General features: G+C 69.0%; 24 protein-coding genes and 2 tRNA genes. 15 read left to right on the plus strand and 11 right to left on the minus strand.

Annotation, left to right across the window (positions count from 1 at the left end):
- Positions 1-7: 7 nt before the first annotated feature.
- From BJ972_RS05165 to BJ972_RS05190, 6 genes are read left to right on the plus strand one after another with little or no spacing between them, the layout of a single operon-like run.
- A complete protein-coding gene (locus BJ972_RS05165; protein ID WP_129172750.1) occupies positions 8-1,309 on the plus strand; it encodes a sensor histidine kinase in 1,302 nt (433 codons plus the stop codon).
- Positions 1,306-2,004 carry a response regulator gene (locus BJ972_RS05170; RefSeq protein WP_206736484.1) on the plus strand — a complete coding sequence of 233 codons (699 nt, stop codon included), beginning with the start codon at positions 1,306-1,308 and terminating at the stop codon, positions 2,002-2,004. Before BJ972_RS05165 ends, BJ972_RS05170 begins: the two co-directional genes overlap by 4 nt.
- A gap of 30 nt (positions 2,005-2,034) precedes the next feature.
- A complete protein-coding gene (gene pepN / locus BJ972_RS05175) occupies positions 2,035-4,599 on the plus strand; it encodes an aminopeptidase N (RefSeq protein WP_129172751.1) in 2,565 nt (854 codons plus the stop codon).
- 22 nt (positions 4,600-4,621) lie between these two features.
- Complete coding sequence (locus tag BJ972_RS05180; RefSeq protein WP_129172752.1) at positions 4,622-5,662, plus strand: mechanosensitive ion channel family protein; 1,041 nt, start codon at positions 4,622-4,624, stop codon at positions 5,660-5,662.
- Positions 5,659-6,084, plus strand: coding sequence for a globin (locus tag BJ972_RS05185; RefSeq protein ID WP_129172753.1), 426 nt, complete (start codon positions 5,659-5,661; stop codon positions 6,082-6,084). The genes BJ972_RS05180 and BJ972_RS05185 overlap by 4 nt, the downstream gene beginning before the upstream one ends.
- A 43-nt stretch (positions 6,085-6,127) precedes the next feature.
- Positions 6,128-7,789: an FAD-binding dehydrogenase gene (locus tag BJ972_RS05190; RefSeq protein WP_129172754.1), complete on the plus strand. Its 1,662-nt coding sequence runs from the start codon at positions 6,128-6,130 to the stop codon at positions 7,787-7,789.
- Positions 7,790-7,795: 6 nt separating this feature from the next.
- Here the strand turns inward: BJ972_RS05190 and BJ972_RS05195 are convergent, their stop codons facing one another.
- Positions 7,796-8,467: a DUF8185 domain-containing protein gene (locus BJ972_RS05195; protein WP_129172755.1), complete on the minus strand. Its 672-nt coding sequence runs from the start codon at positions 8,465-8,467 to the stop codon at positions 7,796-7,798.
- 62 nt (positions 8,468-8,529) lie between these two features.
- Between BJ972_RS05195 and BJ972_RS05200 the strand changes: the two genes are divergently transcribed.
- Positions 8,530-9,411 carry an acyl-CoA thioesterase gene (locus tag BJ972_RS05200; RefSeq protein WP_179419924.1) on the plus strand — a complete coding sequence of 294 codons (882 nt, stop codon included), beginning with the start codon at positions 8,530-8,532 and terminating at the stop codon, positions 9,409-9,411.
- A 7-nt stretch (positions 9,412-9,418) separates the two neighbouring features.
- On the opposite strand, the gene BJ972_RS05205 is transcribed toward BJ972_RS05200, so the two are convergent.
- The 4 genes from BJ972_RS05205 to BJ972_RS05220 form a co-directional block, all read right to left on the minus strand.
- Positions 9,419-9,895, minus strand: coding sequence for an acyl-CoA thioesterase (locus tag BJ972_RS05205; RefSeq protein ID WP_129172756.1), 477 nt, complete (start codon positions 9,893-9,895; stop codon positions 9,419-9,421).
- Between the two features lies 1 nt (position 9,896).
- On the minus strand, positions 9,897-11,579 hold the full coding sequence (gene ettA, locus BJ972_RS05210) for an energy-dependent translational throttle protein EttA (protein ID WP_129172757.1): 1,683 nt from the start codon (positions 11,577-11,579) through the stop codon (positions 9,897-9,899).
- A 5-nt stretch (positions 11,580-11,584) separates the two neighbouring features.
- Positions 11,585-12,037 carry a DUF6993 domain-containing protein gene (locus BJ972_RS05215; protein ID WP_241830718.1) on the minus strand — a complete coding sequence of 151 codons (453 nt, stop codon included), beginning with the start codon at positions 12,035-12,037 and terminating at the stop codon, positions 11,585-11,587.
- A gap of 71 nt (positions 12,038-12,108) precedes the next feature.
- Positions 12,109-12,651 (minus strand): single-stranded DNA-binding protein, encoded by a 543-nt coding sequence (locus BJ972_RS05220; RefSeq protein WP_129172759.1) that lies wholly within the window; start codon positions 12,649-12,651, stop codon positions 12,109-12,111.
- Positions 12,652-12,868: 217 nt separating this feature from the next.
- Between BJ972_RS05220 and BJ972_RS05225 the strand changes: the two genes are divergently transcribed.
- The 3 genes from BJ972_RS05225 to BJ972_RS05235 all read left to right on the plus strand — a co-directional run bounded on the left by BJ972_RS05225 (position 12,869) and on the right by BJ972_RS05235 (position 15,016).
- Positions 12,869-13,876 (plus strand): aldo/keto reductase, encoded by a 1,008-nt coding sequence (locus BJ972_RS05225; RefSeq protein ID WP_129172760.1) that lies wholly within the window; start codon positions 12,869-12,871, stop codon positions 13,874-13,876.
- A 106-nt stretch (positions 13,877-13,982) separates the two neighbouring features.
- The gene (locus tag BJ972_RS05230) at positions 13,983-14,279 is read left to right on the plus strand and encodes a hypothetical protein (RefSeq protein ID WP_129172761.1); all 297 of its coding nucleotides are present in this window, start codon (positions 13,983-13,985) and stop codon (positions 14,277-14,279) included.
- 65 nt (positions 14,280-14,344) lie between these two features.
- The gene (locus BJ972_RS05235; RefSeq protein WP_129172762.1) at positions 14,345-15,016 is read left to right on the plus strand and encodes a hypothetical protein; all 672 of its coding nucleotides are present in this window, start codon (positions 14,345-14,347) and stop codon (positions 15,014-15,016) included.
- A 36-nt stretch (positions 15,017-15,052) separates the two neighbouring features.
- Here the strand turns inward: BJ972_RS05235 and nadE are convergent, their stop codons facing one another.
- The gene (nadE, locus tag BJ972_RS05240; RefSeq protein ID WP_129172763.1) at positions 15,053-15,883 is read right to left on the minus strand and encodes an NAD(+) synthase; all 831 of its coding nucleotides are present in this window, start codon (positions 15,881-15,883) and stop codon (positions 15,053-15,055) included.
- A 146-nt stretch (positions 15,884-16,029) separates the two neighbouring features.
- Here nadE and BJ972_RS05245 point away from each other — a divergent pair, with 146 nt between their 5' ends.
- Entirely contained in the window at positions 16,030-17,247 is a 1,218-nt protein-coding gene (locus BJ972_RS05245) for a cation:proton antiporter (RefSeq protein ID WP_129172764.1), read from the plus strand.
- Positions 17,248-17,268: 21 nt separating this feature from the next.
- Here BJ972_RS05245 and BJ972_RS05250 read toward each other — a convergent pair.
- Positions 17,269-17,341: transfer RNA gene (locus tag BJ972_RS05250), tRNA-Arg, on the minus strand.
- A gap of 65 nt (positions 17,342-17,406) precedes the next feature.
- Here BJ972_RS05250 and orn point away from each other — a divergent pair.
- The 4 genes from orn (at position 17,407) to BJ972_RS05270 (ending at position 19,811) form a co-directional block, all read left to right on the plus strand.
- Positions 17,407-18,027, plus strand: coding sequence for an oligoribonuclease (orn, locus tag BJ972_RS05255; RefSeq protein WP_129172765.1), 621 nt, complete (start codon positions 17,407-17,409; stop codon positions 18,025-18,027).
- Positions 18,028-18,076: 49 nt separating this feature from the next.
- Positions 18,077-18,152, plus strand: a tRNA-His gene (locus BJ972_RS05260).
- A 30-nt stretch (positions 18,153-18,182) separates the two neighbouring features.
- Positions 18,183-18,536 carry a metallopeptidase family protein gene (locus BJ972_RS05265; protein WP_129172766.1) on the plus strand — a complete coding sequence of 118 codons (354 nt, stop codon included), beginning with the start codon at positions 18,183-18,185 and terminating at the stop codon, positions 18,534-18,536.
- A 24-nt stretch (positions 18,537-18,560) separates the two neighbouring features.
- Positions 18,561-19,811 (plus strand): D-alanyl-D-alanine carboxypeptidase family protein, encoded by a 1,251-nt coding sequence (locus BJ972_RS05270; RefSeq protein WP_129172767.1) that lies wholly within the window; start codon positions 18,561-18,563, stop codon positions 19,809-19,811.
- On the opposite strand, the gene BJ972_RS05275 is transcribed toward BJ972_RS05270, so the two are convergent.
- The 4 genes from BJ972_RS05275 to BJ972_RS05290 are packed head-to-tail and all read right to left on the minus strand — an operon-like array spanning position 19,808 to position 22,975.
- The gene (locus BJ972_RS05275) at positions 19,808-20,083 is read right to left on the minus strand and encodes a hypothetical protein (protein WP_129172768.1); all 276 of its coding nucleotides are present in this window, start codon (positions 20,081-20,083) and stop codon (positions 19,808-19,810) included. The two genes, BJ972_RS05270 and BJ972_RS05275, sit on opposite strands and share 4 nt — an antisense overlap.
- Entirely contained in the window at positions 20,080-20,670 is a 591-nt protein-coding gene (locus BJ972_RS05280; protein ID WP_218850994.1) for a nucleoside/nucleotide kinase family protein, read from the minus strand. The genes BJ972_RS05275 and BJ972_RS05280 overlap by 4 nt, the downstream gene beginning before the upstream one ends.
- Complete coding sequence (locus BJ972_RS05285; RefSeq protein ID WP_129172769.1) at positions 20,667-21,470, minus strand: energy-coupling factor transporter transmembrane component T family protein; 804 nt, start codon at positions 21,468-21,470, stop codon at positions 20,667-20,669. The genes BJ972_RS05280 and BJ972_RS05285 overlap by 4 nt, the downstream gene beginning before the upstream one ends.
- Positions 21,467-22,975 carry an ABC transporter ATP-binding protein gene (locus BJ972_RS05290; RefSeq protein WP_129172770.1) on the minus strand — a complete coding sequence of 503 codons (1,509 nt, stop codon included), beginning with the start codon at positions 22,973-22,975 and terminating at the stop codon, positions 21,467-21,469. The genes BJ972_RS05285 and BJ972_RS05290 overlap by 4 nt, the downstream gene beginning before the upstream one ends.

Here is a 22,975-nt window from a genome sequence, read left to right on the forward strand (position 1 = left end):
TCGAGCCATGCGTTCCGGCTCACTCACCCCCGACGGTCGCCCGACCGTCGGGGGTGAGTTGCGGCTGCCGAAACCCCCGGGCGTCATCCGCCAGTTCTGGGCACGACACCCGCGTTTCACCGATGGACTCATCGCCGGTCTCTACGGCGTGCCGAGTCTCATCGGCATCATCGCGAACGCCTCGACGGCGGAGTCGGCCTCGACGCCGGGCTCGGGCTACGCCGTCGCCCTCGCGGTCATCGCGACACTCGCCGTGACCGCAGTGCTCGCCCTTGCGCGCCGGTCGCGCCCCTGGCTCCTGATGTCGGCGGCGTGGGTCGTCTGCCTCGCCGTGGCGCCGTCGGCCCCCGTCGACCTCGTCGCCGTCGTCATCGCGCTCTATGGACTCGGCGTGTACCGATCGACCCGATCGGCCTGGATCGGCTTCGGCGCCTCGGTCGTCGTCGGCTGGGTCGCGACGGCGCTCACCGTCGGTCTCTACCGGGTCGACGACGTCGAACCCTTCGGTGCCACGGCGCCCGCCTCGGCGAGTCAGTTCGCCATCTTCATGCTCATCGCCACCCTCATCGGCATCACGGTCGGCAATCGTCGGCGGTATCTTGACGCTCTTATCGGCCGCGCTCACGATCTCGCGCACGAGCGCGATCAGCAGGCGAAGCTCGCGACGGCCGCCGAGCGATCGCGCATCGCCCGCGAGATGCACGACATCGTGTCGCACAACCTCACGGTCATGGTGACCCTCGCCGAGGGCGCCGCCTCGACGACCGAGCGCGACGCCGAGCGAGCGGCGTCGGCCATGCGGCACGTCGCCGAGACGGGGCGCGATGCTCTCGGCGAGATGCGACGCATGCTCGGGGTGCTCTCGTCGGCCGACGAGGACTCGAGTGCGCGATCGCCGCAGCCGGGCGCGGGCGATGTGCTCGAACTCGTCGACGACGCCCGCCGTGCCGGCCTACCGATCGAGTTGAACTGGTCGGGTGCGGCGCCGACCGATACGACGCTCTCCCTCACGGTGTACCGCATCGTGCAGGAGGCTCTCACGAACATCATGCGGCACGCTCGCGGCGTCGCCCACGTGAGCGTCATCGTCCGCGCCACGGCCGAGAGCATCGAGCTCACCGTCGACGACGACGGCCCCGCACAGCCCGACCGCACGAGCGACGGCCACGAGCGCGGCATCCTGGGTATGCGGGAACGTGTCGCGCTCTACGGCGGGACGCTCGTCGCCGGGGCGCTCACTCCGCGCGGGTGGCGCGTGCACGCCGTCATCCCCGTTCCCCCGACCACGACGACACCGGAGGCCCCGTGAACACCGCGCCGATCCGCATCGCGATCGTCGACGACCAGTCCCTCGTCCGCATCGGCTTCCGCATGCTGCTCGACGCCGTCGACGACATCGACGTCGTCGGAGAGGCGGCCGACGGCGCGAGCGCCATCGCTCTCGTGCGGACGACACCGATCGACGTCGTGCTCATGGACGTCCGGATGCCCGGCGTCGACGGAATCGCCGCGACGGCGGAGATCACCTCACGACCCGACGGTCCGCGCGTCATCGTGCTCACGACCTTCGACCTCGACGACTACGCGTTCGCCGCGCTCCGCGCGGGAGCGAGCGGTTTCCTCGTGAAGGATGCCCGCCCCGCCGAACTGCTCGCGGCGATCCGTTCGGTGCACTCGGGCGACGCCGCACTCGCGCCGCGCGTCACGCGTCGCCTCGTCGAGCTCTTCGCCGAATCGACCGTGGCGAGCGCACCCTCCACGAACACGGATGTGACGCACCTGCTCACTCCGCGCGAGCGTGAGGTCCTCGCCGCCATCGCGCTCGGGCGATCGAACACCGAGATCGCGAGCGACCTCTTCCTCTCGGAGTCGACCGTGAAGACCCACGTCGGACGCCTGCTGCAGAAGCTGTCCGCACGCGATCGGGTGCACCTCGTCATCATCGCGTACGAGGCCGGGATCGTCTCGATCGGGAAGGGCCGCCAGGCCGACTCAGTAGGCTGAACCTCTACGCCGATCCCGGGAGGCCGCTCCATGCCCGCAGCCAATCTGACCCGCCTCGAAGCCGAGGAACGCTCGTCGAACGTCCGAGTCGACCGCTACGAGATCGCCCTGGATCTCACGCGCGGAGCCGAACGATTCGGCTCCGAGACGCACGTGTGGTTCGAGGCCCGGCCGGGCTCCTCGACGTTCATCGAGGCGACGACGACGAGCATCCACGAGATCCGTCTCAACGGCGTCGGCCTGGACCCCACCGTCGTGAGCGACGGCACGCGCATCCGGCTCGACGGTCTGGCTGCGGAGAACGAGCTCGTCGTCGTGAGCGATGCGTTCTACACGAACTCGGGCGAGGGTCTGCACCGCTTCGTCGACCCCGTCGACGACAGCGTCTACCTCTACACGGAGTTCGCCGTCGCCGAGGCGAACCGTGTCTTCGCGGTGTTCGACCAGCCCGACCTCAAGGCGAGCTTCCAGTTCACGATCACCGCCCCCTCCGAGTGGCAGGTGCTGAGCAATGCGCCGACCCCTCTTCCCGTCGACGGTCTCGAAGACGGCACCGCGGTGTGGGAGTTCGATGCCGGCCCCGTCATCTCGAGCTACATCGCGGCGATCATCGCCGGTCCCTACGCCGTGTGGCGGAGCGCCGCCGAGACGCGGAGCGGCCGCGTCGTGCCGCTCGGGGTGTTCACGCGCGCGTCCCTCGCCGCGCACGCCGAGCCCGACGTGCTCTTCGACACCGTGCGCGCCGGCATCGAGTTCTACGAGACGTCGTACGGCGTCGACTTCCCGTACGACAAGTACGACCAGATCTTCGTGCCCGAGTACAACTGGGGTGCGATGGAGAACGTCGGGGCGGTGACCTTCAACGAGGCGTACCTGTTCCGCTCCAAGGTCTCCGACGCGCGGAAGGAACAGCGCACGATCGTCATCCTGCACGAGCTCTCGCACATGTGGTTCGGCAATCTCGTCACGATGAAATGGTGGAACGACCTGTGGCTGAACGAGTCGTTCGCCACGTGGACGTCGACGGATGCTACCGCACAGGCGACACCGTTCACCGATGCCTGGGCGACGTTCGCGTCGATCGAGAAGACCGACGCCGCCCGGCAGGACCAGCTGCCGTCGACGCACCCGATCGTCGCCGAGATCCGCGATCTCGAAGACGTCGAGGTCAACTTCGACGGCATCACCTACGACAAGGGCGCCTCGGTCATCAAGCAGCTCGTCGCCTGGGTCGGCAGCGAGGCCTTCTACTCGGGGGTCGGCGCCTACCTCCGCACGCACCGCGAGGGCAACGCGACGCTTCGCGACCTCCTCGACGAACTCGAGACGGCGAGTGGTCGTACTCTCGGCGAGTGGTCGGCTCTCTGGCTCGAGACCGCGGGCGTCAACACTCTGCGTCCGCAGATCGAGACGGATGACGCGGGAGCGATCATCCGGTTCGACATCGAACAGACGGCGTCCGAGGACCACCCGACGCTCCGTCCGCACCGGCTCGCCGTGGGCTTCTACGACCTCGACGGCGACGCGGTCGTCCGCACCGCGCGGTTCGAACTGGATGTCGCGGGCTCCTCGACCGCAGTGGCCGACGCGATCGGGCGTGCACGTCCCGACCTCGTGCTGCTGAACGACGACGACCTCACGTACGCGAAGATCCGTCTCGACGAGGCATCCCTCGCGTTCGCCCTCGACAACCTCGATCGCATCGACGACCCCGTCGCGCGGATCCTGGTCTGGGGCTCGGTGTGGGACGCCGTGCGCGACGCCGAGATGCCCGCGAGCGACTTCGTGCGCCTCGTCGTCGGCAACATCGGCCACGAATCGCAGTCGACGACGCGGAATACCGCCCTCGGACAGCTCGAGACCGCTCTCGACCGCTACGTCGATCCCGACACCCGGCACTCGCTCGCCGTGCACGCGGCCGACTCCGTGTGGGCGTTGGTGCAGCTCGCCGAGACCGGCTCCGACGCGCAGTTCCAGTTCCTCCGCGCCTTCATCCGCATCGCCGAGACGCCCGGGCACCACGAGATCCTCTCCGGTCTCCTCGACGGCCGGACGAGCGTGGACGGCATCGAGATCGACACCGACCTCCGTTGGGAACTCGTCATCGCCCTCGCGGCCGCGGGCGTCGCTCGCGATGCCGACATCGACGCGGCCCTCGCACTCGACCCCACCGCGAAGGGCGGACAGCTGGCTGCGACGGCTCGAGCGGCCCGCCCGGATGCCGCGGTGAAGCGCGACGCCTGGACGGCCGTCGCGACCGACGAGAGCCTCTCCAACGACCTCGTCCGTGCGCTGTCGGCCGGCTGGCGCCGCGCTCGGCCGGCGTCGCTGCTCGAGGAGAGCACCGAGCCCTACTTCGCGATGCTCGAGTCGGTGTGGGCGGCGCGGAGCTTCACGATGGCCGAACTCATCGTCGACGGCCTCTTCCCGACTCCCCTCGTGTCGCACGACGTCGCGCGCGCCGCCCGCGAATGGCTCGATCGAGAGGGACAGGCTCCCGCCCTTCGACGCATCATCGCCGAGCACCTCTCCGAACTCGAACGCGCCCTCGCCGCGCGGGCCGCCGACGCGCTCCGCTCAGGCGACACGCAGTAGGGGTTCAGTAGGCTCTCTGCACATGAACAGACTGGCGACCGGCGACTTCTGGGCCGACCTCGGCACGTGGTGGGGCGAGCAGGGCGGAGTCATTCTCGGCAAGGCGATCAACGTCATCGTCATCGTCGCGGTGGCCCTGCTGATCCGTTGGATCCTGCATCTCGTCATCCGTCGCGTCGTCGACAACATCGTGAACGGTGTCAAGCGCAAGCAGGATGTCACCGACACGCAAGCGCTTCAAGCGTCGCCCCTCGCCGCGGTACGACTCGTGCAGCGCACGCGCACGCTCGGCTCCGTGCTGACGAACGTCGTCAACGTCACGCTGTTCATCGTCGTCGTGCTCATGATCGTCGGGGTCATCGACTCGACGATCCTCGGATCGTTCGCGCTGCTGTCGGCGGCGATCGGCGCCGGCCTCGGTTTCGGCGCCCAGAACATCGTCAAGGACGCGCTCAACGGCCTGTTCATGGTCGTCGAAGACCAGCTCGGCGTGGGCGACATCGTCGACCTCGGCCCGGTCACGGGCGTCGTCGAGGATGTCCGGATCCGCGTGACGCAAGTGCGCGACGTGAACGGAACACTCTGGTTCGTGCGGAACGGCGAGATCCTCCGCGTCGGCAACATGTCGCAGGGCTGGGCGCGCGTCATCCTCGACATCACGGTGCCGTACGAGACCGACGTCGACGGGGTCGAGTCCGAGATCCTCGCGACCGCGGTCGACATGGCGCAGAACAGCAAGTGGCGTTCGCGCATCCTCGAGCGGCCCGAGGTCTGGGGCCTCGAATCGATCGTCGAGGGCGCACTCGTCATCCGCCTCGTCGTCAAGGTGCGCACATCCTCGAAGGACGACATCGCCCGCGAACTGCGCATGCGACTGAAGCGTGCTCTCGACGACATGGGCGTGAAGGTTCCGAGCCTCGCCGCGGTCGTCCTCACCGGTTTCGACGAGGCGACGCGCGTCAAGGGCGCCCGTCCGCCGAAGACGAAGCCCAACTCCGTCGTCCCGCACGTGACGACCACGAAGCCGAAGAGATTCGGAAAGAAGCCACCGGAGGGCTCATGACCGCCGACATCCCGCTGCGCTCGGGCGAGCACGGTGCATCCGTCATCGAGTCGTTCTACGACCAGGTCGGCGGGCGCCCGACGTTCCAGAAGCTCGTCTCGGTGTTCTACCGCGAGGTCGCGGCCGACCCGGTGCTGAAGCCCATGTACCCCGAGGAGGACCTCGGCCCCGCCGAGGAGCGCCTGCTGCTCTTCCTCGAGCAGTACTGGGGCGGTCCGGGAACGTACAGCGCCGAGCGCGGGCACCCGCGCCTCCGCATGCGCCACGCGCCGTACCGCATCAACCCCGACGCCCGCGACCGGTGGCTCGCGTGCATGCGCACCGCCGTCGACGAGCTGCAGCTCGCCCCCGTGTACGAGGCGACGCTGTGGGACTACCTGGAGCGCGCAGCACAGGCGATGGTGAACACGTTCGAAAAGTGAGACAGTTGACCCACTAGTGGTCCGCACACGACGAAGGAGTCTCGTGCCCGTCTCAAATCAGCCCTCCGCCGACGCCATCATCGTGGGGGCCGGCCTCGCCGGTCTCGTCACCGCCGCCGAACTGCTCGACGCGGGTAAACGGGTCGTCATCGTCGATCAGGAGCCCGAGGCATCCTTCGGCGGACAGGCGTGGTGGTCGTTCGGCGGTCTCTTCCTCATCGACTCCCCCGAGCAGCGCCGACTCGGCGTAAAGGACTCGATCGAGCTCGCCCGGCAGGACTGGTTCGGTTCGGCGGCGTTCGACCGCGAGGAGGACGCCTGGCCGAAGCGCTGGGCCGAGGCGTACCTCGACTTCGCCGCGGGCGAGAAGCGGGCCTGGCTCCACGCGAAGGGTGTGCGTTTCTTCCCCATCGTCGGATGGGCCGAGCGCGGCGGCTACTCGGCCACGGGGCACGGCAACTCGGTGCCGCGTTTCCACGTCACGTGGGGCACCGGACCGGGCGTGCTCGACCCGTTCGTCGCGCGCGTGCGCGAGGGGATGGAGAGCGGCCACGTCACCGTTCGCCATCGTCACCGCGTCGATGAGCTCATCACTCGAGACGGCGCCGTCGTCGGAGTCCGCGGAGCCGTCCTCGCCCCGAGCCCGGCGGCGCGCGGTGAGGCGAGCTCACGCGACGAGGTCGGCGAGTTCGAACTCGAGGCCGCGGCCGTCGTCATCGCGACCGGCGGCATCGGAGGCAACCACGACCTCGTGCGCGCTCAGTGGCCCGCACGACTCGGCACGGCGCCGACGCACATGCTCTCGGGCGTTCCCGCCCACGTCGACGGCCGCGGTCTCGGCATCGCCGAGCGGGCCGGCGCGCGACTCATCAACGGCGACCGCATGTGGCACTACGTGGAGGGCATCGAGAACTGGGACCCGGTGTGGGCCCGGCACGGGATCCGCATCCTGCCCGGTCCGTCATCGCTGTGGTTCGACGCGACGGGCACGCGGCTGCCCGCGCCTCTCTTCCCCGGATTCGACACCCTCGGCACCCTCGAGCGCCTGCGCACGACGGGCTACGACCACAGCTGGTTCGTCCTGACGCAGAAGATCATCGAGAAGGAGTTCGCGCTCTCGGGCAGCGAGCAGAACCCCGACCTCACGGGCAAGAACGTGCGTCTGCTCGCGAAGCGCCTCGGCCCCGGTGCCCCCGGGCCCGTCGAGGCGTTCAAGGAGCGCGGAGCCGACTTCGTCGTCGCCGACACGCTCGAGGAACTGTTCGTCGGCATGCGCGAACGCTCGGGCGACGCCCCGCTCGACACCGAAGAGATCGAGCGAGAGATCGTCGCCCGTGACCGCGAGGTCGAGAACGAGTTCACCAAGGACCTCCAGCTCACGGCCGTGCGCGGAGCCCGCCGGTATCGCGGCGACAAGATCCTCCGCGTCGCCACCCCGCACCGCATCCTCGACCCGAAGGCCGGACCGCTCATCGCCGTCAAGCTGCACGTCGTGACGCGGAAGAGCCTCGGCGGCATCGAGACCGACCTGGACGCCCGGGCTCTCGGAGCCGACGGCTCCCCCGTTCCCGGCCTCTACGCGGTCGGCGAGGCGAGCGGCTTCGGGGGCGGCGGCATCCACGGCTACCGCGCGCTCGAGGGCACCTTCCTCGGCGGATGTCTGTTCACCGGTCGCCAGGCGGGCCGAGCGATCGGGCGCGCGTGAAGCGCGTCAGGCCTTGAGAGTCCAGGGCTTCCGGCGCACGAGCACGTGACCGCGCTGCGTCGTGAGGCGCGTCCACGGGCCGGTCTCGAAGATCTGCACGGCGTCGTCCGAGAGGAATCCGAGGCTGAACGCCGCGAAGGCGGCACCGGCGGGCACGTGCTCGACGCCCTCGACCGGCTGACCCCACACCTCTCCACGCACACGCTGGACGAGCTGCTCGCCCGTGCCGGCGGGGATGCTCGCGGCGACCTCGTCGATGCCCGCGCGTGCCGCGGCCTCGAGAAGCGCCGGTGCAGCCTGGCCGTGCGCCGCCCACCCGCCGCGGGGCGGCGAGATGCCCGCCCACGTGACGGTGCTGACCTCGTGGGGTCGGCCGATGGCGACGGGGCCGTCGGCGCCGGACGAGTCGCGCACGTACGCGATGCGCTCGAGGAGCGAACGAAGCGGAACGACTGAGTCGAACGCCTCGCGGTCGGCGAGCGCGTAGGTGCGGAGCCCGAGGACCGTGGGGCTGTCATCGAGCAGGCCGCGCGGGTAGATGATCGCCGTGTAGACGGCGAGCACACCCTTGCCGGCGATGAGCCGGACGGAGCCGTCCTCGACGCGCGCGGCTCGCGACAGGTAGGTGTGAAGGTCGTCGAGCGACGGGCGGTCTGCAAGCGTGATCGGCTGATTCATCTGCTGTCTAAACTACCAAGGACGGACGCGCCCCGGCGCCCGGCTGCCACGACGGAGGACGCATGAACGGACCCATCGACGGACTGCTCAGCACATTGGATCTCACCGACACGGGGGCGCGCACCAACGAAGACATCTTCACGGGCCCCTCGCAGTGGGCGCCGATGGGCCGGGTCTTCGGCGGGCAGGTCCTCGCGCAGTCCCTCGTGGCCGCTCAACGCACGGTGCCGAGCGACCGCCCGGTGCACTCCATGCACGGCTACTTCCTGCGCCCCGGAGACGCCTCCGAGAACATCACCTTCTCGGTCGATCGTATCCACGACGGCCGCTCGTTCTCGACCCGGCGCACGCAGGCGTACCAGGCGGGCAAGCCGATCCTGTCGATGATCGCGTCGTTCCAGGAACCGGATGACGGCGTCGCGCATCAGATCGAGATGCCGAGCGATCTGCCCGACCCCGAATCGCTCCCGAGCACCGCCGACGTGCTGGCGGGCGTCGACCACCCCGCAGCGCGGCACTGGGCGAGCCAGCGCCCCTTCGACGTACGCCACTCTCCGTCGCCGATCTACCTGGATGTCACGGGCGATCGATCACCCCATCAGGCCGTGTGGATGCGCGCCTTCGGCCGCCTCTCGGACGACCTGAACCAGCACCGCGCCGCTCTCGCGTACGCGAGCGACTACTCGATCCTCGAACCCATCCTCCGCGCACACGGCATCGCCTGGGCGACGCCGGGCCTCAAGATCGCGAGCCTCGACCACGCGATGTGGTGGCACCGCGACACCCGCGTCGACGAGTGGCTGCTCTACGTGCAGGAGTCGCCGACGGCCGGCGGGGGTCGCGGACTGTCGACGGGCAGGATCTTCACGCGCGACGGCGTGCTCGTCGCGAGCGTCGCTCAAGAGGGCATGGTGCGTGTGCCCGATCCGTCGTCGTTCGACTGAACGGCCTTCAGCGGCGACGGAAGACGATGGGGTCGCCGAGGTACGGCTGCCACGCCTCACGTTCGCGGTCGTCGATGCGGCGCGGCCTCTCGGTCGCGGAGTCGACGAGCACGATCGTCGTGACGGCTCGGGTGTACAGCACGCGCGGTTCGACGCCGAGCGGCGAGAAGACCTCGTAGCAGACCTCGAGACTCGCGCCTCCCATGTGACCGATCCACAGCTCGATGTCGAGCGGCTGACGCTGATACGGGATCGGAGCCAGGTACTCGACTTCCTGACGCGCGATGAGCGTCACGGTGTCGGCTCCGGGTGTCGCGTCGAGCACCGCCGTCGATGCGCCGGCCGCGTTCTCGTCGGCCTCCGCCGACACCCAGAACGCTTGGATGCGAGCCTCCTCGAGGAGGCTCAGCATCCGGGCGTTGTTGACGTGACCGTACGCATCGAGATCCGACCAGCGGAGCGGAGTCGGAACGTGGAGTCGCATGTCAGTCGCGCGTGAGCTTGCGGTATGCCGAGCGGTGCGGCTTGGCCGCGTCGGGGCCGAGGCGCTCGATCTTGTTCGCCTCGTACGACTCGAAGTTGCCCTCGAACCAGTGCCAGTTCGACGGGTTCTCCTCGGTGCCCTCGTACGCCAGGATGTGCGTCGCGATGCGGTCGAGGAACCACCGGTCGTGGGTGATGACCACGGCGCAACCGGGGAACTCGAGGAGCGCGTTCTCGAGGCTCGAGAGCGTCTCGACGTCGAGGTCGTTGGTCGGTTCGTCGAGGAGGAGGAGGTTGCCACCCTGCTTGAGCGTGAGCGCGAGGTTCAGACGGTTGCGCTCACCGCCCGACAGCACGCCCGCGGGCTTCTGCTGATCGGGGCCCTTGAAGCCGAACGTCGAGACGTAGGCACGTGACGGGACCTCGACCTTGCCGACCTGGATGTAGTCGAGTCCGTCGGACACGACCTCCCACAGGGTCTTCTTCGGGTCGATGCCGCCGCGCGACTGGTCGACGTACGAGATCTCGACGGTCTCACCGACCTTGACGTCGCCGCCGTCGATCGGCTCGAGGCCGACGATCGTCTTGAAGAGCGTCGACTTACCGACACCGTTCGGACCGATGATGCCGACGATGCCGTTACGCGGAAGGCTGAAGCTCAGTCCCTCGATGAGCGTGCGGTCGCCGAACCCCTTCTTCAGGTTCTTGACCTCGAGCACGAGGCTTCCGAGGCGCGGTCCCGGCGGGATCTGGATCTCTTCGAAGTCGAGCTTCCGTGTGCGCTCCGCCTCGGCCGCCATCTCTTCGTATCGAGCGAGACGGGCCTTCGACTTCGCCTGACGGCCCTTGGCGTTCGAGCGCACCCACTCGAGTTCTTCGGAGAGACGCTTGGCGAGCTTCTGGTCCTTCTTGCCCTGGACCTGCAGTCGCTCCTGCTTCTTCTCGAGGTAGGTCGAGTAGTTGCCCTCGTAGGGGTAGAGGCGACCGCGGTCGACCTCGCAGATCCACTCGGCGACGTGATCGAGGAAGTACCGGTCGTGGGTGACGGCGAGGACCGCACCGGGGTACTTGGCGAGGTGCTGCTCGAGCCACAGCACGCTCTCGGCATCGAGGTGGTTCGTGGGCTCGTCGAGGAGGAGCAGGTCGGGCTTCTGCAGGAGGAGCTTGCAGAGTGCGACGCGGCGTCGCTCACCACCGGAGAGCACGGAGACCTCGGCGTCGCTCGGCGGGCAGCGCAGGGCGTCCATCGCCTGCTCGAGCTGCGAGTCGAGGTCCCACGCGTCGGCGGCGTCGATCTCTTCCTGGAGGGTGCCCATCTCGGCGAGGAGTGCGTCGAAGTCAGCATCGGGCTCGGCCATCGCCGCCGAGATCTCGTTGAAGCGATCGAGCTTCTCCTTGATCGGCCCGACACCCTGCTGGACGTTCTCGAGCACGGTCTTCGACTCGTCGAGTTCGGGCTCCTGCATGAGGATGCCGACCGAGAAGCCGGGCGTGAGGCGCGCCTCACCGTTCGAGGGCGTGTCGAGGCCGGCCATGATCTTCAGGATTGTGGACTTACCGGCACCGTTCGGGCCGACCACACCGATCTTCGCGCCGGGGAGGAACGCCATCGTGACGTCATCGAGAATGAGCTTGTCGCCGACCGCCTTGCGGGCGCGGACCATGGAATAGATGTATTCGGCCATATCGCTTACCAGTCTATGGGCCGGGTGGCTCCGACGAGGCAGCCGCCCGTGCCGAGCGCCGGTCGGACGGCGCTGTGGTAGCCGCCGCTCTTGGGGCCGAACTGGCCCACGAGGCACTCCTCGCCCCACAGCACCGAGAACTGCACCGAGTCGGCCTCGAGGTCGACCGAGGTGCGGTCGGCCGTGACCTGCATGTTCGCGCGGTCGAAGCCGGCCGCCGTCAGACCGTCGATGAAGTCACGGCCCCACGGCGCCCCGAGCGCGGTCACGATGCCGTTGTTCACCGAGTCGAAGTAGGCGAGGTTCTCCTCCGCCGTGCCGTCGGGCAGCAGCACCGAACCCGCGGGCGGCTCAGGCGCGGCCGAGGTGCTCGGCGGTGGCGTCGACGGCGCGACGGGCTCTGAACCCGTGCAGGCCGCGAGCCCCCATGTCAGAGCGGCTCCCACTGCGAGAGCCATCGACACCTGAGCCACACGTCGACCGCGCACCATGCTTCTCCACCTGTCCGGCCGCGCCACGCGGCCACCCCCTACGAGTCTACGGACGATGATGCTCGAAACGACGCCTCGAGACCCTCGACCTCCTCGGTCGATGTGATGCTCCCCCAGGGAACGTCGGCGCCGTCATCCGCGAGGCGACCCCGACCACCGGGACCGCTCGGCTCGACCGGGTCGGTCGCATCACCGGGCCCGCCCGATTCGCCCGTCGCCGAGGCCGGCGCATCGACCTTCGTGAAGCGAGTGACGCCGCGCGTCAGGTCGTGCCCGATCGACTGGGCGTCGATATCGATGTTCGTGCCGCTCTTCTCCCCCGTGTTCCACGGACGCACCTTGAGCTTGCCGCGCACGATCACCCGCTGGCCCTTCTCGAGCGACTGGACGGTGTTCTTCGCGAGCTGTCGGAAGGCCGTGACCGTGAACCAGTTGGCATCGGCCTCGACCCACTCGCGCTTCTCCCGGTCGTAGTACCCCTGATTCGTGGCGAGGCGGAAGGTCGTGACGTCGACGCCGTTCGTGACGCTGTGCCGTGGCGGCGTCGAGACGTTGCCGATGAGGGTGATGGTGTCGCTCATGATTTCTCCTTGGTTCCGGGTGCTGACGAGTGATGACGGGCGAATGCCCGTCCGCGGTTCCGAGAGTCGCCTCGTGCCTGAATCCGACCCCCGGAACCGCGCTCTTCGATCGTCGGCGTAGTCGCGTCATCGTGCTCGAGAGAGGGCGCCGATTGTGAAGACTTCTCCCGCGTCATCCGCTTGTGGAGGAGGGAGCGAGCGGCTCTAGGCTGATCCCATGACCTATGCCGCTTCCCCCTCCCGCTACGACTCGATGAATTACCGACGCGTGGGACGGAGCGGCCTGAAGCTCCCCGGTCTCTCGCTCGGCCTGTGGCACAACTTCGGAGACGAGCGCTCGATCGACACGCAGCGCGCGATCGTGCGACGCGCGTTCGACCTCGGAGTGACGCACTTCGACCTCGCCAACAACTACGGCCCGCCTCCCGGAAGCGCCGAGTCGAACTTCGGCCGGCTCTACGCGAGCGATCTCGCACCGTACCGCGACGAGATCATCGTCTCGACGAAGGCCGGCTACCACATGTGGGACGGCCCCTACGGCGAGTGGGGCTCGCGCAAGAACATGCTCTCGAGCCTCGACCGCTCGCTCGGCCGACTCGGCCTCGACTACGTCGACATCTTCTACTCGCACCGCCCCGACCCCGAGACTCCGATCGAAGAGACCATGGGCGCGCTCGCGACGGCCGTACAGCAGGGCAAGGCGCTCTACGTCGGTGTGTCGAACTACTCCCCCGAGCAGACGCGTGCAGCGGCCGAGGCCCTCGCGGTCTGGAACATCCCGCTGACGATCCACCAGCCGCGCTACTCGATGTTCGACCGTCACATCGAAGAGGGCCTCTTCCCCGTCCTCGATGAGATCGGTGCGGGCTCGATCGTCTTCTCGCCGCTCGCGCAGGGCCTCCTCACCGACCGCTACCTCGACGGAACCGTGCCCGCCGGCTCCCGCGCCGCCACGAGCCACTTCCTGCCGGCCGAGCGCATCAGCGAGGAGTACCTCGGTCGCGTGCGCGCCCTCAACGACATCGCGGCGTCGCGCGGCCAGTCGCTCGCGCAGCTCGCGCTCTCGTGGGTGCTGCGTCAGCCGACGGTCACGAGTGCGCTCATCGGTGCGTCGTCGGTCGCCCAGCTCGAACAGAACATCGCCGCGCTCGACGCCCCGGCGCTCGACGCCGACGAGATCGCCGCGATCGAACCCTTCGCGGCTCACGGCACCGTCCTCGGCTGATCGGGGGCGGATGACGCGGTGAACGCCGCGGTCCTCCACCGTGTCGGTGGTCGAATGTATGTTCGACGCACGAGCCGAGACCGGCTCCCCGACCGAGGAGGACACCGTGACGACCGCACCACTCCGCACCCCGCTCACCGCCGCCGTAGCGAGCGTCGACCCGTCCTACCCGCCGGGTCGACGCCCCCTGGGCATCACCGTGCCGGGTCTCGCGTTCGTGCCGGTGAGCGAGTCGCTCTGGCGAGTGTCGTCGACGAACGGCGACGTGCTCGGCCACATCGAGCGCCGCGTCGCCGCGAGCGGCGAGCGCTTCGCGGCACGACTCCTCATCGGCGGCGGAACGCGCTCGATGCCGCTCGGCGAGTTCTGGAGCGCGCACGACGCCGCCGAGTGCTTCCACTGAAGCCGCCGCGAGGCGCGCCGCACGGCATCCCCGGCGCGACGACACCTCGGGGGTAGCCTGCGGGCATGCAGTGGTGGAATGACTTGACAGACTGGCTCTTCGCTCCCGCGAACCGTGAGCTCCTTCTCACGGCCGCGGTCCTCTTCGTGTCGATCATCGTCGCGGGGCTCGTCGCCGCGTGGATCTCGCGCGGCACCGTGAAGCGACTCATCTCTCAGCGGGATCGCGAGCTGAAGGCCTCGGCGATCGCCGCGCTCGTCGACGCCGCGACCGAGGCGTCCGTCTGGAACTCGCTCACGCCGCAGGAGCAGATCCTCTCCGACCGCGCCGTCGGCCAGGCTGACATCCTCGTGCGCCTGCTCCCCATCCGCGGCGCCGGCGTCACGGCCAACTGGGCCGCGCACCAGCTGCACGAGCTGAAGCGCGCCTCCGCCACGTTCGGCTACCAGCTCGAGCCCGCCGTCGCCGAGTTCCGCGACAACCTCGTCGAGTGGCAGCAGAAGCCGGGCCGCATGCGCCGTGTCTTCCAGGCCGACCTGCAGCGTTGGGCCGCACAGAGCGCCGCTCCGGAGACGAGCCTCGTCGCCGAGCAGGACGACTGGGTCGCGCAGCAGCATCACGACAAGTACAACGGCATCATCCCCGCCGACGACGCCGATCGCTCCGAAGCCGTCACCGTCGTGACCCCGACGGCCGAATCGCTTCCCGCGACGAGCATCATCGACGCGCGCCGCTGACCCTCACCGTCGAGCCTGACGGCCCGACGATCCGCTTCAGTCGTTCGACATCCACCACTCGTCGAGCGGACCCACGGGAGAGAAGCGCTTGTGGCGCGTCGCGAGGTAGCGCTGCTCGATCTTCTCGGCGACCTCGTCGTCGATGTCGCGGCCTTCGAGGAACGCGTCGATGTCGGTGTAGCTGAGTCCGAGGTTCGCCTCGTCGGTCTGGCCCGGTGAGCCATCGAGCAGGTCGGCCGTCGGAACCTTCAGGCAGATGCGCTCGGGGGCCCCGAGTTCGGCGAGCAGCGCACGGCCCTGCCCCTTCGTCAAGCCGCTGAGCGGCAGGATGTCGGCGCCGCCGTCACCGAACTTCGTGAAGAATCCGGTCACCGCCTCGGCCGCGTGGTCGGTGCCGACGACGAGAAGGCCGTTCTGGCCACCGACCGCATACTGCGCGATCATGCGGGCGCGCGCCTTGACGTTGCCCTTGGTGAAGTCGCTCATGGGCTCATCGAGAGACTCGCCGTACTCCGCCGCGAACCCGTCGACGCCGCGCTGGATGTTGAAGACGACCGACTCGCTCGGTGCGATGAACTGCAGGGCGAACTGCGCGTCGTCCTCGTCGCGCTGCACGGCGTAGGGCAACCGCATGGCGACGAAACGAGCGCTGCCTCCCTCGGCGACGACGCGCTCGACGGCGAGCTGGCAGAGGCGCCCGGCGAGGCTCGAGTCCTGACCGCCGCTGATGCCGAGCACGAAGCCCGAGGCACCGGAGGCCCGGAGGTACCGCACGAGGAAGTCGACGCGACGCTTGATCTCGGTCGCCGGGTCGATGACGGGCTGCACGCCGAGATCGGCGATGATTCTCGATTGACGTTCACGCATAGTGCGACCCTACCCGCGCCGTGTTTCGACGACGCAACGCGAAGCGGGAGGCTCCCCTCTGTTGCGGGGTCCGACCTTCTCCCTGCGGCGGCCCGCGGGCCGATAGCATCACGGCAGCGGGCCCGATTCAGCAGACAGGTGGCGCCATGGAACTCACGGTCGGATCTCTCGTCGTCGTCGCCCTCGTCGCCGTCACGGCGCCGCTGCTCGCACGCGGCATCGGTCGATGGATCGCGATCCCCCTCGTCGTCTTCGAGATCCTCCTCGGTCTCGCGCTCGGCCCGTCAGGCCTCGGCTGGATCACGGAGGGGCCGCTCCTCGACGCGCTCAGCGAATTCGGACTCGCGATGCTGTTCTTCCTCGCGGGCAACGAGGTCGACTTCCGCGCGATCCGCGGCCGCCCCATCAAGCGATCCGTCCTCGGCTGGCTGATATCGCTCGCCCTCGGCATCGCCCTTGCGACCCTTCTCTCGCCGTCGTTCTCGACCGCCGTCTTCATCGGCATCGCCCTCACGTCGACCGCACTCGGCACGATCATGCCCGTCCTCCGCGATGCCGGCGAGCTGCGCTCGGCCTTCGGCGTCGGTGTCGTCGCGGTCGGCGCCGTCGGCGAGTTCGGACCTCTGCTCGCGATCTCACTCTTCCTCGGCGGACGCGAGCCCGGATTGGCACTCGTCGTCATCATCGTCTTCGCCGTCGTGGCAGGAGCCGCCATCTGGCTCGCGGCGATCGGCGTCGGCCGACGCTTCCACGCGATCATCGCGGCGACGCTTCACTCGAGCAGTCAGTTCGCGGTGCGGCTCGTGCTCTTCATCCTCATCGCGCTCGTCGCACTGAGCGTCATGCTCGGCCTCGACATGCTGCTCGGCGCTTTCACCGCGGGCGTGCTCGGGCGGCTGCTCCTGCAGGGCGCACCGGAGAAGGATGCGGAGTTCGTCGAGTCGAAGCTCGAGGCCGTCGGCTTCGGGTTCCTCGTGCCGATCTTCTTCATCAGCACGGGTGTGACGTTCGACCTCGACGCACTCGTCTCCGACGCGCGGACACTCGCGCTCGTACCGATCTTCCTCGTGCTCCTCCTCGTCGTGCGAGGACTTCCGAGCATGCTGTCGGCACCACCCGGAGCGACCGGTCGCGACCGCACCTCACTCGCCCTGTTCGGCGCGACGGGTCTGCCCATCATCGTCGCCGTCACCGCCATCGGCGTCGACGCCGGCGAGGTGGCGGCAGGAACAGCGGCCGCTCTCGTCGGGGCGGGCATGCTGTCGGTGCTGATCTTCCCGCTCGTCGCCTTGCTCATCCGCCGACCGACGGCGACCGCGAAGCCGAGCCCCGACGACGATGTCTTCGTGCCGGTGGAGGGCTGACCGGTCGCCTCGCGACCACGGTGCCCCCGGCAGGAATCGAACCTGCGACCAAAGGATTAGAAGGCCTCTGCTCTATCCGCTGAGCTACGGGGGCCAGCGCATCCACGATAGCGCAGGGCACGAGCGAGGCCGTGTCGGAGCCGCCGATAGACTCCCAGCATGGGAACTGCTGGCGACCGCCTCGTCTGGATCGATTGCGAAATGACGGGACTCGACCTCGACGTCGACGAACTCGTCGAGATCGCGGTCGTCATCACCGATTACGACCTGAACCCCGTCGACGAGGGAATCAGCATCGTCATCAAGCCCGACGACTCGGCGTTCGCCGCGATGGGCGACTTCGTGCGCGCGATGCACACCGAGTCCGGCCTCATCGATGAGATCCCGAACGGTGTGAGCCTCGCGCAGGCCGAGTTCGACGTTCTCGAGTACGTGCTGAAGCACATCCCCGAAGAGCAGAAGGCTCCGCTCGCCGGCAACACGATCGGCACCGACCGCGCGTTCCTCGCCAAGTTCATGCCGCGCCTCGACAAGCACCTGCACTACCGCAACGTCGATGTCTCGACGATCAAGGAATTGTCGCGTCGCTGGTTCCCCCGCGTGTACTTCAACGCCCCCGCCAAGCACGGCGGCCACCGCGCCCTCGCCGACATTCTCGAGTCGATCCGTGAGCTCGCGTACTACCGTCAGGCAGTCTTCATCGGCGAGCCCGGACCGACTTCTGCCGAACTTCAGACGGTCTCAGCGGCCATCGTGGACGAGTACGCCCGAAAGGTGTAGTAATCTCGTTGAGTTGCCTCGATTACCGCAAGCGGGAATCGAAGCCATGGTGGGTATAGCTCAGTTGGTAGAGCGCCTGGTTGTGGTCCAGGAGGTCGCGGGTTCAAGCCCCGTTACTCACCCCAAGTAGCTTTTCTCCCGGGAAGGCAGAACCGATGGCCCTCGAGATGTCTCCCGAGGACTTCGAACGCCTCGTCGTCGATGAACTCGACGAACTCCCCGACGACATGTTCGACGGCCTCGACAATGTCGTGTTCGTGGTCGAGGACCGACCCGAGGACGGCTCGCTCGATCTCCTCGGACTCTATGACGGCGTCGCCCTCACCGAACGTGATCGGTACGGCTTCGGAGAGATGCCCGACCGCGTCATCCTCTACCGCGAATCGCTGCTCGCGATCTGTGCCGACGAAGACGAGCTCCGCGACGAGATCCACATCACTCTCGTGCACGAGATCGCGCACTTCTACGGAATCGACGACGACAGGCTGCACGAGCTCGGCTGGGCGTAAGCCCGCTCGGGTTAGCCTGAGGCAGTGAGTTCCGTCAGTCCCGGCCGTGTCGTCGGCATCATCGTCGGCGCGGTCGCGATCCTCGCGATCGGCCTCTACGGCCCTGTCACCCTGCTCGGCCCGCTGCCCCCGGCCACCGTCACGGCCATGGCGCCCTCGACGGGTGCCGCGGAGGCGACGGTCGCCGCCATGCCCGCCGACGGTGCCAACGCCGTCGTGATCTCCCCCGCCGGAGCCGAACCCGACGCCGCGGTGCTCTCGACGAGCGGTATCGCCGAGGCCGTGCCCATCGGAGGTTCGGCGAAGATCATCACGCTCCTCGTCGCACTCGATGCGAAGCCGCTCACGGCGGGCGAGGCCGGCGATGCCGTGCCGATCCTCGCCGCAGACTTCGCCGCCTACGCCGAGTACGGCCGTCAGGACGTCCGCGTGCTGCAGGTCTCCCCCGGTGACACCTGGTCATACTCCGACGTCGTGCGCGCCGTCGCCCTCGCGTCGAGCAACAACCACGCCGACACGCTCGCCCGCTTCGCGTTCGGCTCGGTCGACGCATACGTCGCTGCGGCCAACGCGTGGCTCGCCGAGGAAGGCTACGACTCGGTCACCGTCGCGGATGCGACAGGGCTCTCGGGCGACAACGTCGGCACGGCGACCGACATGGCCCGCCTCGCGGCACGAGCCGTCGCCGATCCGGCTCTCGCGTCGGTCTACGCCGGCGAAACGTCGGGCAGCTCTGCACGGAGCATCCCCGACTCGAGCGCTCACCTGGCCGACGCCGGCGTGCGCGGGCTCTCCCGCTCGTTCACCGATGAGGCCGGGCTCTGCCTGCTCTTCACGACGACGGTCGGAGAAGGCGACGATACCGCGACGGTCACCGGCGCGTTCCTCCGCATGCCCGACTACGAGACCCTCGACCCGGCCGTCGTGGGTCTTCGCGACAGCCTCGCGGGCGGGATCGGGCCGGTCGAGGTCATCGCCGCCGGTCAGCCCTACGCGACCATCTCTACGCCGTGGGGTGCGACGGCGCGAGCCGTCGCCGCGGTGTCGAAGTCGCAGAGCGGTCTCGATGGCGCGGGAGGCGACGTCAGCCTCGACATCCCGCCTGTCACGACGGCGACCGAAGGGGCGACGATCGGTCGCGTGACCGTCGCCACCCCCGGCGGTGACGTCTCGGCGCCGCTGCAGATCGATCGCACGATCCGCGACCCCGGTGTGTTCTGGCGCCTGATGAATCCGGTTCCGGTCATCGAAGCGCTCATCGAGTCAGCGGACTAGACGGTCGCGGTCCACTCGTTGTTCTCGTCGTCGGAGGCGACGGGGTCGGAGTCAGGAGCGTCGAAGCGGTACGCGACGCGCAGCTGACCGGCGACATCGCGCTCGTCGACGGCGTCGTACCAGAACGTCGACTCGAGCCCGTCGACCGCGGCCACCATGGCGATGCGCTTCTCGGCCGCGCCTCCGATGAGGCTACGGGTGTCGAACTCGCCCTCGAGGGGGCCGTCGACGAACTCGGCGAGGTACTGGGCGGGGGTGGATTCTTCAGTCATGATCCCACCGTAGACCCGGCGTCTCCGCGGATCGTGTGAGTCTCCGCCGCTGGCGCATCCGTGTCGACGACGATGTCGGCGCGACGTTCGGGGTCGGCTCGGTCGACGTACGCACGCCACTGCTCGTCCCACATCGTCCAGTGCTCGTCGAAGCCTCCGGCATCGCGCTCGAGGGCCCGGGTCTTCCTCACCGCGTCCGGTGCCGAGACCCAGACATGGAACAGCACGCGGGATCTTGTGACGTCGTCGCCGAAGGCGCCGCACCCCTCGACGACGAGGAGCCCCGGCGCGACATCCGCCCACTCGCCGGGTTCGTTCCGCGCCCAGTCCCAGCGCCGCCAGCCACCACGCTCACCGCGCCTCCACGGACCGAGGATGCCGGTCTGCACCGTCTCGATGGCGGCATCGAGCCCCGACCAGCCGGGATAGATGTCGTCGAGCCTCACGAGCGCCGTCGGCCGCGCTCCACGTGCCGCGACGAGGGAATCGGCGAACGTGGACTTGCCCGACCCGCTCGGACCGTCGATGAGGATGGCCGACACGTCGTCTCGGTGAAGGATGGCGCGGAGGGCCTCGTCGGGCGTCACGATCCGATGAACCGGAAGGTGCCGGCGGCGACGGCGGCGCCGAGCGCGATCGCCATGATGCCGAGGGCCGCGATGACGACGACGGGGTCGCGCCAGCCGAGCTGCGAGGGACGCGCCCACGTGCGGGTGATGCTCGATCCGAACCCGCGGGCCTCCATCGCGACGGCGAGCTTCGTGCCGCGACGCACAGCGAAGACGAGCAGGACGAACGACATCGAGAGGAAGCGCCGGATCGTTCCCGAATCGCCCACACCCCGCGCCCGGCGAGCGAGTTCCATGCTGCGCCAGTCCTCGAGGAAGAGGCCGATCATGCGCGTTCCCGCGAGCACTCCGAGCACGAAACGACTCGGCAGCTTCGCCACCTGCGAGAGCGCGTCGGCGAGCTCGGTCGGGTCGACGCGTGCGAACAGGAGGATGGTCGGCAGGCCGAGCGCGAGAACACGCAGGGTGATCGCGATCGCGAGTTGGATCGAGTTGTCGCTGATCGTCGCGAACCAGAAACTCGCGTACACCGTGCCGCCCGGCTCGCCGTACAGGAGCATGCTGATGCCCGCGATGGGCGCGAAGAGCAGCACGGGCGCGATGCGGCGGACGAGCTCGGTGAACCGCAGCCCCGCGAGGGCGAAGAGCGAGAGTTCGATGACCACCGCGACGAGTGCGCTCACCCAGTCGATCGAGGCGAAGAGCGGCACCGAGAGGATGACGGCCGCGACGATCTTCGTCACGGGGTTGACGCGGTCGAGGAAGACGACGGGGCGGCGCACCGGAGCGATGGTGGTCTGCTGCAGGGCGACGCTCATGCGGCCGCCCTCTCGTCGGTCTGCACGTCGAGGGTGATCGTGTTCGTCCCGAGGTGCTCGACGACACCCGCGTCGTGCGTGACGGAGATGAGCGTCGTGCCCCGTGCGGTCTCGGCCTGGAGCAGTTCGACGAGCGAGATCCAGCTCACGCGGTCCTGACCGAACGTCGGCTCGTCAAGCACCATCACGCGCGGTCGGGAGGCGAGCACGGTCGCGACCGAGAGGCGCCGTTTCTGACCGCCCGAGAGCGTGAACGGGTTCGCGCCCGCGAGGGCCGCGAGATCGAGTCGATCGAGCAGCTCGCCGACTCGGCGATCGACATCGGATGCCGCCCAGCCGAGACGACGCGGACCGACGGCGAGTTCATCGTGCACGGTCGTCGCGAGGAACTGGTGTTCGGGGTCTTGGAAGACCGAGCCGATGCGCGTCAGCAGGTCGCGCGACGTCCAGTCGTGGGGACTTCGCCCCGACTTCGCGCCGAGATCCGACTCCGACACCACGCGGCCGGCGAGCGGGGCGAGGAGGCCGGCGAGCGTCAGCGCGAGTGTCGACTTGCCCGCGCCGTTCGGTCCGAGGACGACGGTCGACGCAGCATGCGGTATCGCGAGGTCGAGCGGCCACTGCACGGCCCCCGCCGGACGCGTCGACGCCACCGCCGGGCGCGAGCGTCTGCCTCGGGGCGCCCGGCCGACGGCGAGTCCCTCCGTCGCGAGGACCGCAGCGGCATCGGTGAGCGTCGGGGCAGGAGGAAGCCCGGTCAAGGCACCGGGTACCCACACCCCCGCGGCGGCGAGAGCCGCTGCGGTGCGCCCGAACACGTCCGCCGGCGCGCCGTCGGCGAGCACTCCGCCGTCGGCATCGAGCACGATGACCCGCGTCATGAGGTCGACCCACACGGGCGTGCGGTGCTCGACGACGATGAGCGTCGCCTCCGTCTGGGCGACGACGCGCGCGACGGCATCCCGTACCTCCTCGACGCCGACGGGGTCGAGGTTGGCAGTGGGCTCGTCGAGGAGCAGGAGCGACGGCTGCATCGCGAGCACGCCCGCGAGGGCCAGCCGCTGCTTCTGCCCTCCCGACAGACGACGCGTCTCGTGGTCGAGCGGGAGATCGAGGCCGACGGAATCGAGAGCGTGCGACACGCGGCGCCAGATCTCGTCGCGCGCGACGCCGAGGTTCTCGCACCCGAACGCGACGTCGTCGCCGACCCGCGCGAGCACGACCTGCGAGTCGGGGTCCTGGAGGACCAGTCCGATCCGCCCCCTCTGCTCTTCGGGTCGGCGACCGTCGACGACGAGCTCGCCGGCGGTCTCGCCCTCGTCGGCACCGCCGAGGAGCCCGGCGAGACCACTCAGCAGAGTGGACTTGCCGGACCCCGACGCCCCGAGGAGGAGCACCCGCTCCCCCGGCTCGATCGTGACGCTGACGTCACGCACGGCCCAGCGTTTCCGCCCGGCGTGCCGCCAGCCCCACCCGGAGGCCGTGATGCGTGCCCCGCCCGACAT

Source organism: Agromyces atrinae (assembly GCF_013407835.1).
Classification (GTDB): domain Bacteria; phylum Actinomycetota; class Actinomycetes; order Actinomycetales; family Microbacteriaceae; genus Agromyces; species Agromyces atrinae.

What these genes read in the sequence shown, in the direction of transcription:
- BJ972_RS05245 (WP_129172764.1), top strand. Translation starts at nt 16,030, where the DNA reads ATGGAACTCACGGTCGGATCTCTCGTCGTCGTCGCCCTCGTCGCCGTC.
- BJ972_RS05265 (WP_129172766.1), top strand. Translation starts at nt 18,183, where the DNA reads ATGGCCCTCGAGATGTCTCCCGAGGACTTCGAACGCCTCGTCGTCGAT.
- BJ972_RS05205 (WP_129172756.1), bottom strand. Translation starts at nt 9,895, where the DNA reads ATGCGACTCCACGTTCCGACTCCGCTCCGCTGGTCGGATCTCGATGCG.
- pepN (WP_129172751.1), top strand. Translation starts at nt 2,035, where the DNA reads ATGCCCGCAGCCAATCTGACCCGCCTCGAAGCCGAGGAACGCTCGTCG.
- BJ972_RS05285 (WP_129172769.1), bottom strand. Translation starts at nt 21,470, where the DNA reads ATGAGCGTCGCCCTGCAGCAGACCACCATCGCTCCGGTGCGCCGCCCC.
- BJ972_RS05220 (WP_129172759.1), bottom strand. Translation starts at nt 12,651, where the DNA reads ATGAGCGACACCATCACCCTCATCGGCAACGTCTCGACGCCGCCACGG.
- BJ972_RS05275 (WP_129172768.1), bottom strand. Translation starts at nt 20,083, where the DNA reads ATGACTGAAGAATCCACCCCCGCCCAGTACCTCGCCGAGTTCGTCGAC.
- BJ972_RS05225 (WP_129172760.1), top strand. Translation starts at nt 12,869, where the DNA reads ATGACCTATGCCGCTTCCCCCTCCCGCTACGACTCGATGAATTACCGA.
- BJ972_RS05165 (WP_129172750.1), top strand. Translation starts at nt 8, where the DNA reads ATGCGTTCCGGCTCACTCACCCCCGACGGTCGCCCGACCGTCGGGGGT.
- ettA (WP_129172757.1), bottom strand. Translation starts at nt 11,579, where the DNA reads ATGGCCGAATACATCTATTCCATGGTCCGCGCCCGCAAGGCGGTCGGC.
- BJ972_RS05200 (WP_179419924.1), top strand. Translation starts at nt 8,530, where the DNA reads ATGAACGGACCCATCGACGGACTGCTCAGCACATTGGATCTCACCGAC.
- nadE (WP_129172763.1), bottom strand. Translation starts at nt 15,883, where the DNA reads ATGCGTGAACGTCAATCGAGAATCATCGCCGATCTCGGCGTGCAGCCC.
- BJ972_RS05235 (WP_129172762.1), top strand. Translation starts at nt 14,345, where the DNA reads ATGCAGTGGTGGAATGACTTGACAGACTGGCTCTTCGCTCCCGCGAAC.
- BJ972_RS05290 (WP_129172770.1), bottom strand. Translation starts at nt 22,975, where the DNA reads ATGTCGGGCGGGGCACGCATCACGGCCTCCGGGTGGGGCTGGCGGCAC.
- BJ972_RS05215 (WP_241830718.1), bottom strand. Translation starts at nt 12,037, where the DNA reads ATGGCTCTCGCAGTGGGAGCCGCTCTGACATGGGGGCTCGCGGCCTGC.
- BJ972_RS05185 (WP_129172753.1), top strand. Translation starts at nt 5,659, where the DNA reads ATGACCGCCGACATCCCGCTGCGCTCGGGCGAGCACGGTGCATCCGTC.
- BJ972_RS05180 (WP_129172752.1), top strand. Translation starts at nt 4,622, where the DNA reads ATGAACAGACTGGCGACCGGCGACTTCTGGGCCGACCTCGGCACGTGG.
- BJ972_RS05195 (WP_129172755.1), bottom strand. Translation starts at nt 8,467, where the DNA reads ATGAATCAGCCGATCACGCTTGCAGACCGCCCGTCGCTCGACGACCTT.
- orn (WP_129172765.1), top strand. Translation starts at nt 17,407, where the DNA reads ATGGGAACTGCTGGCGACCGCCTCGTCTGGATCGATTGCGAAATGACG.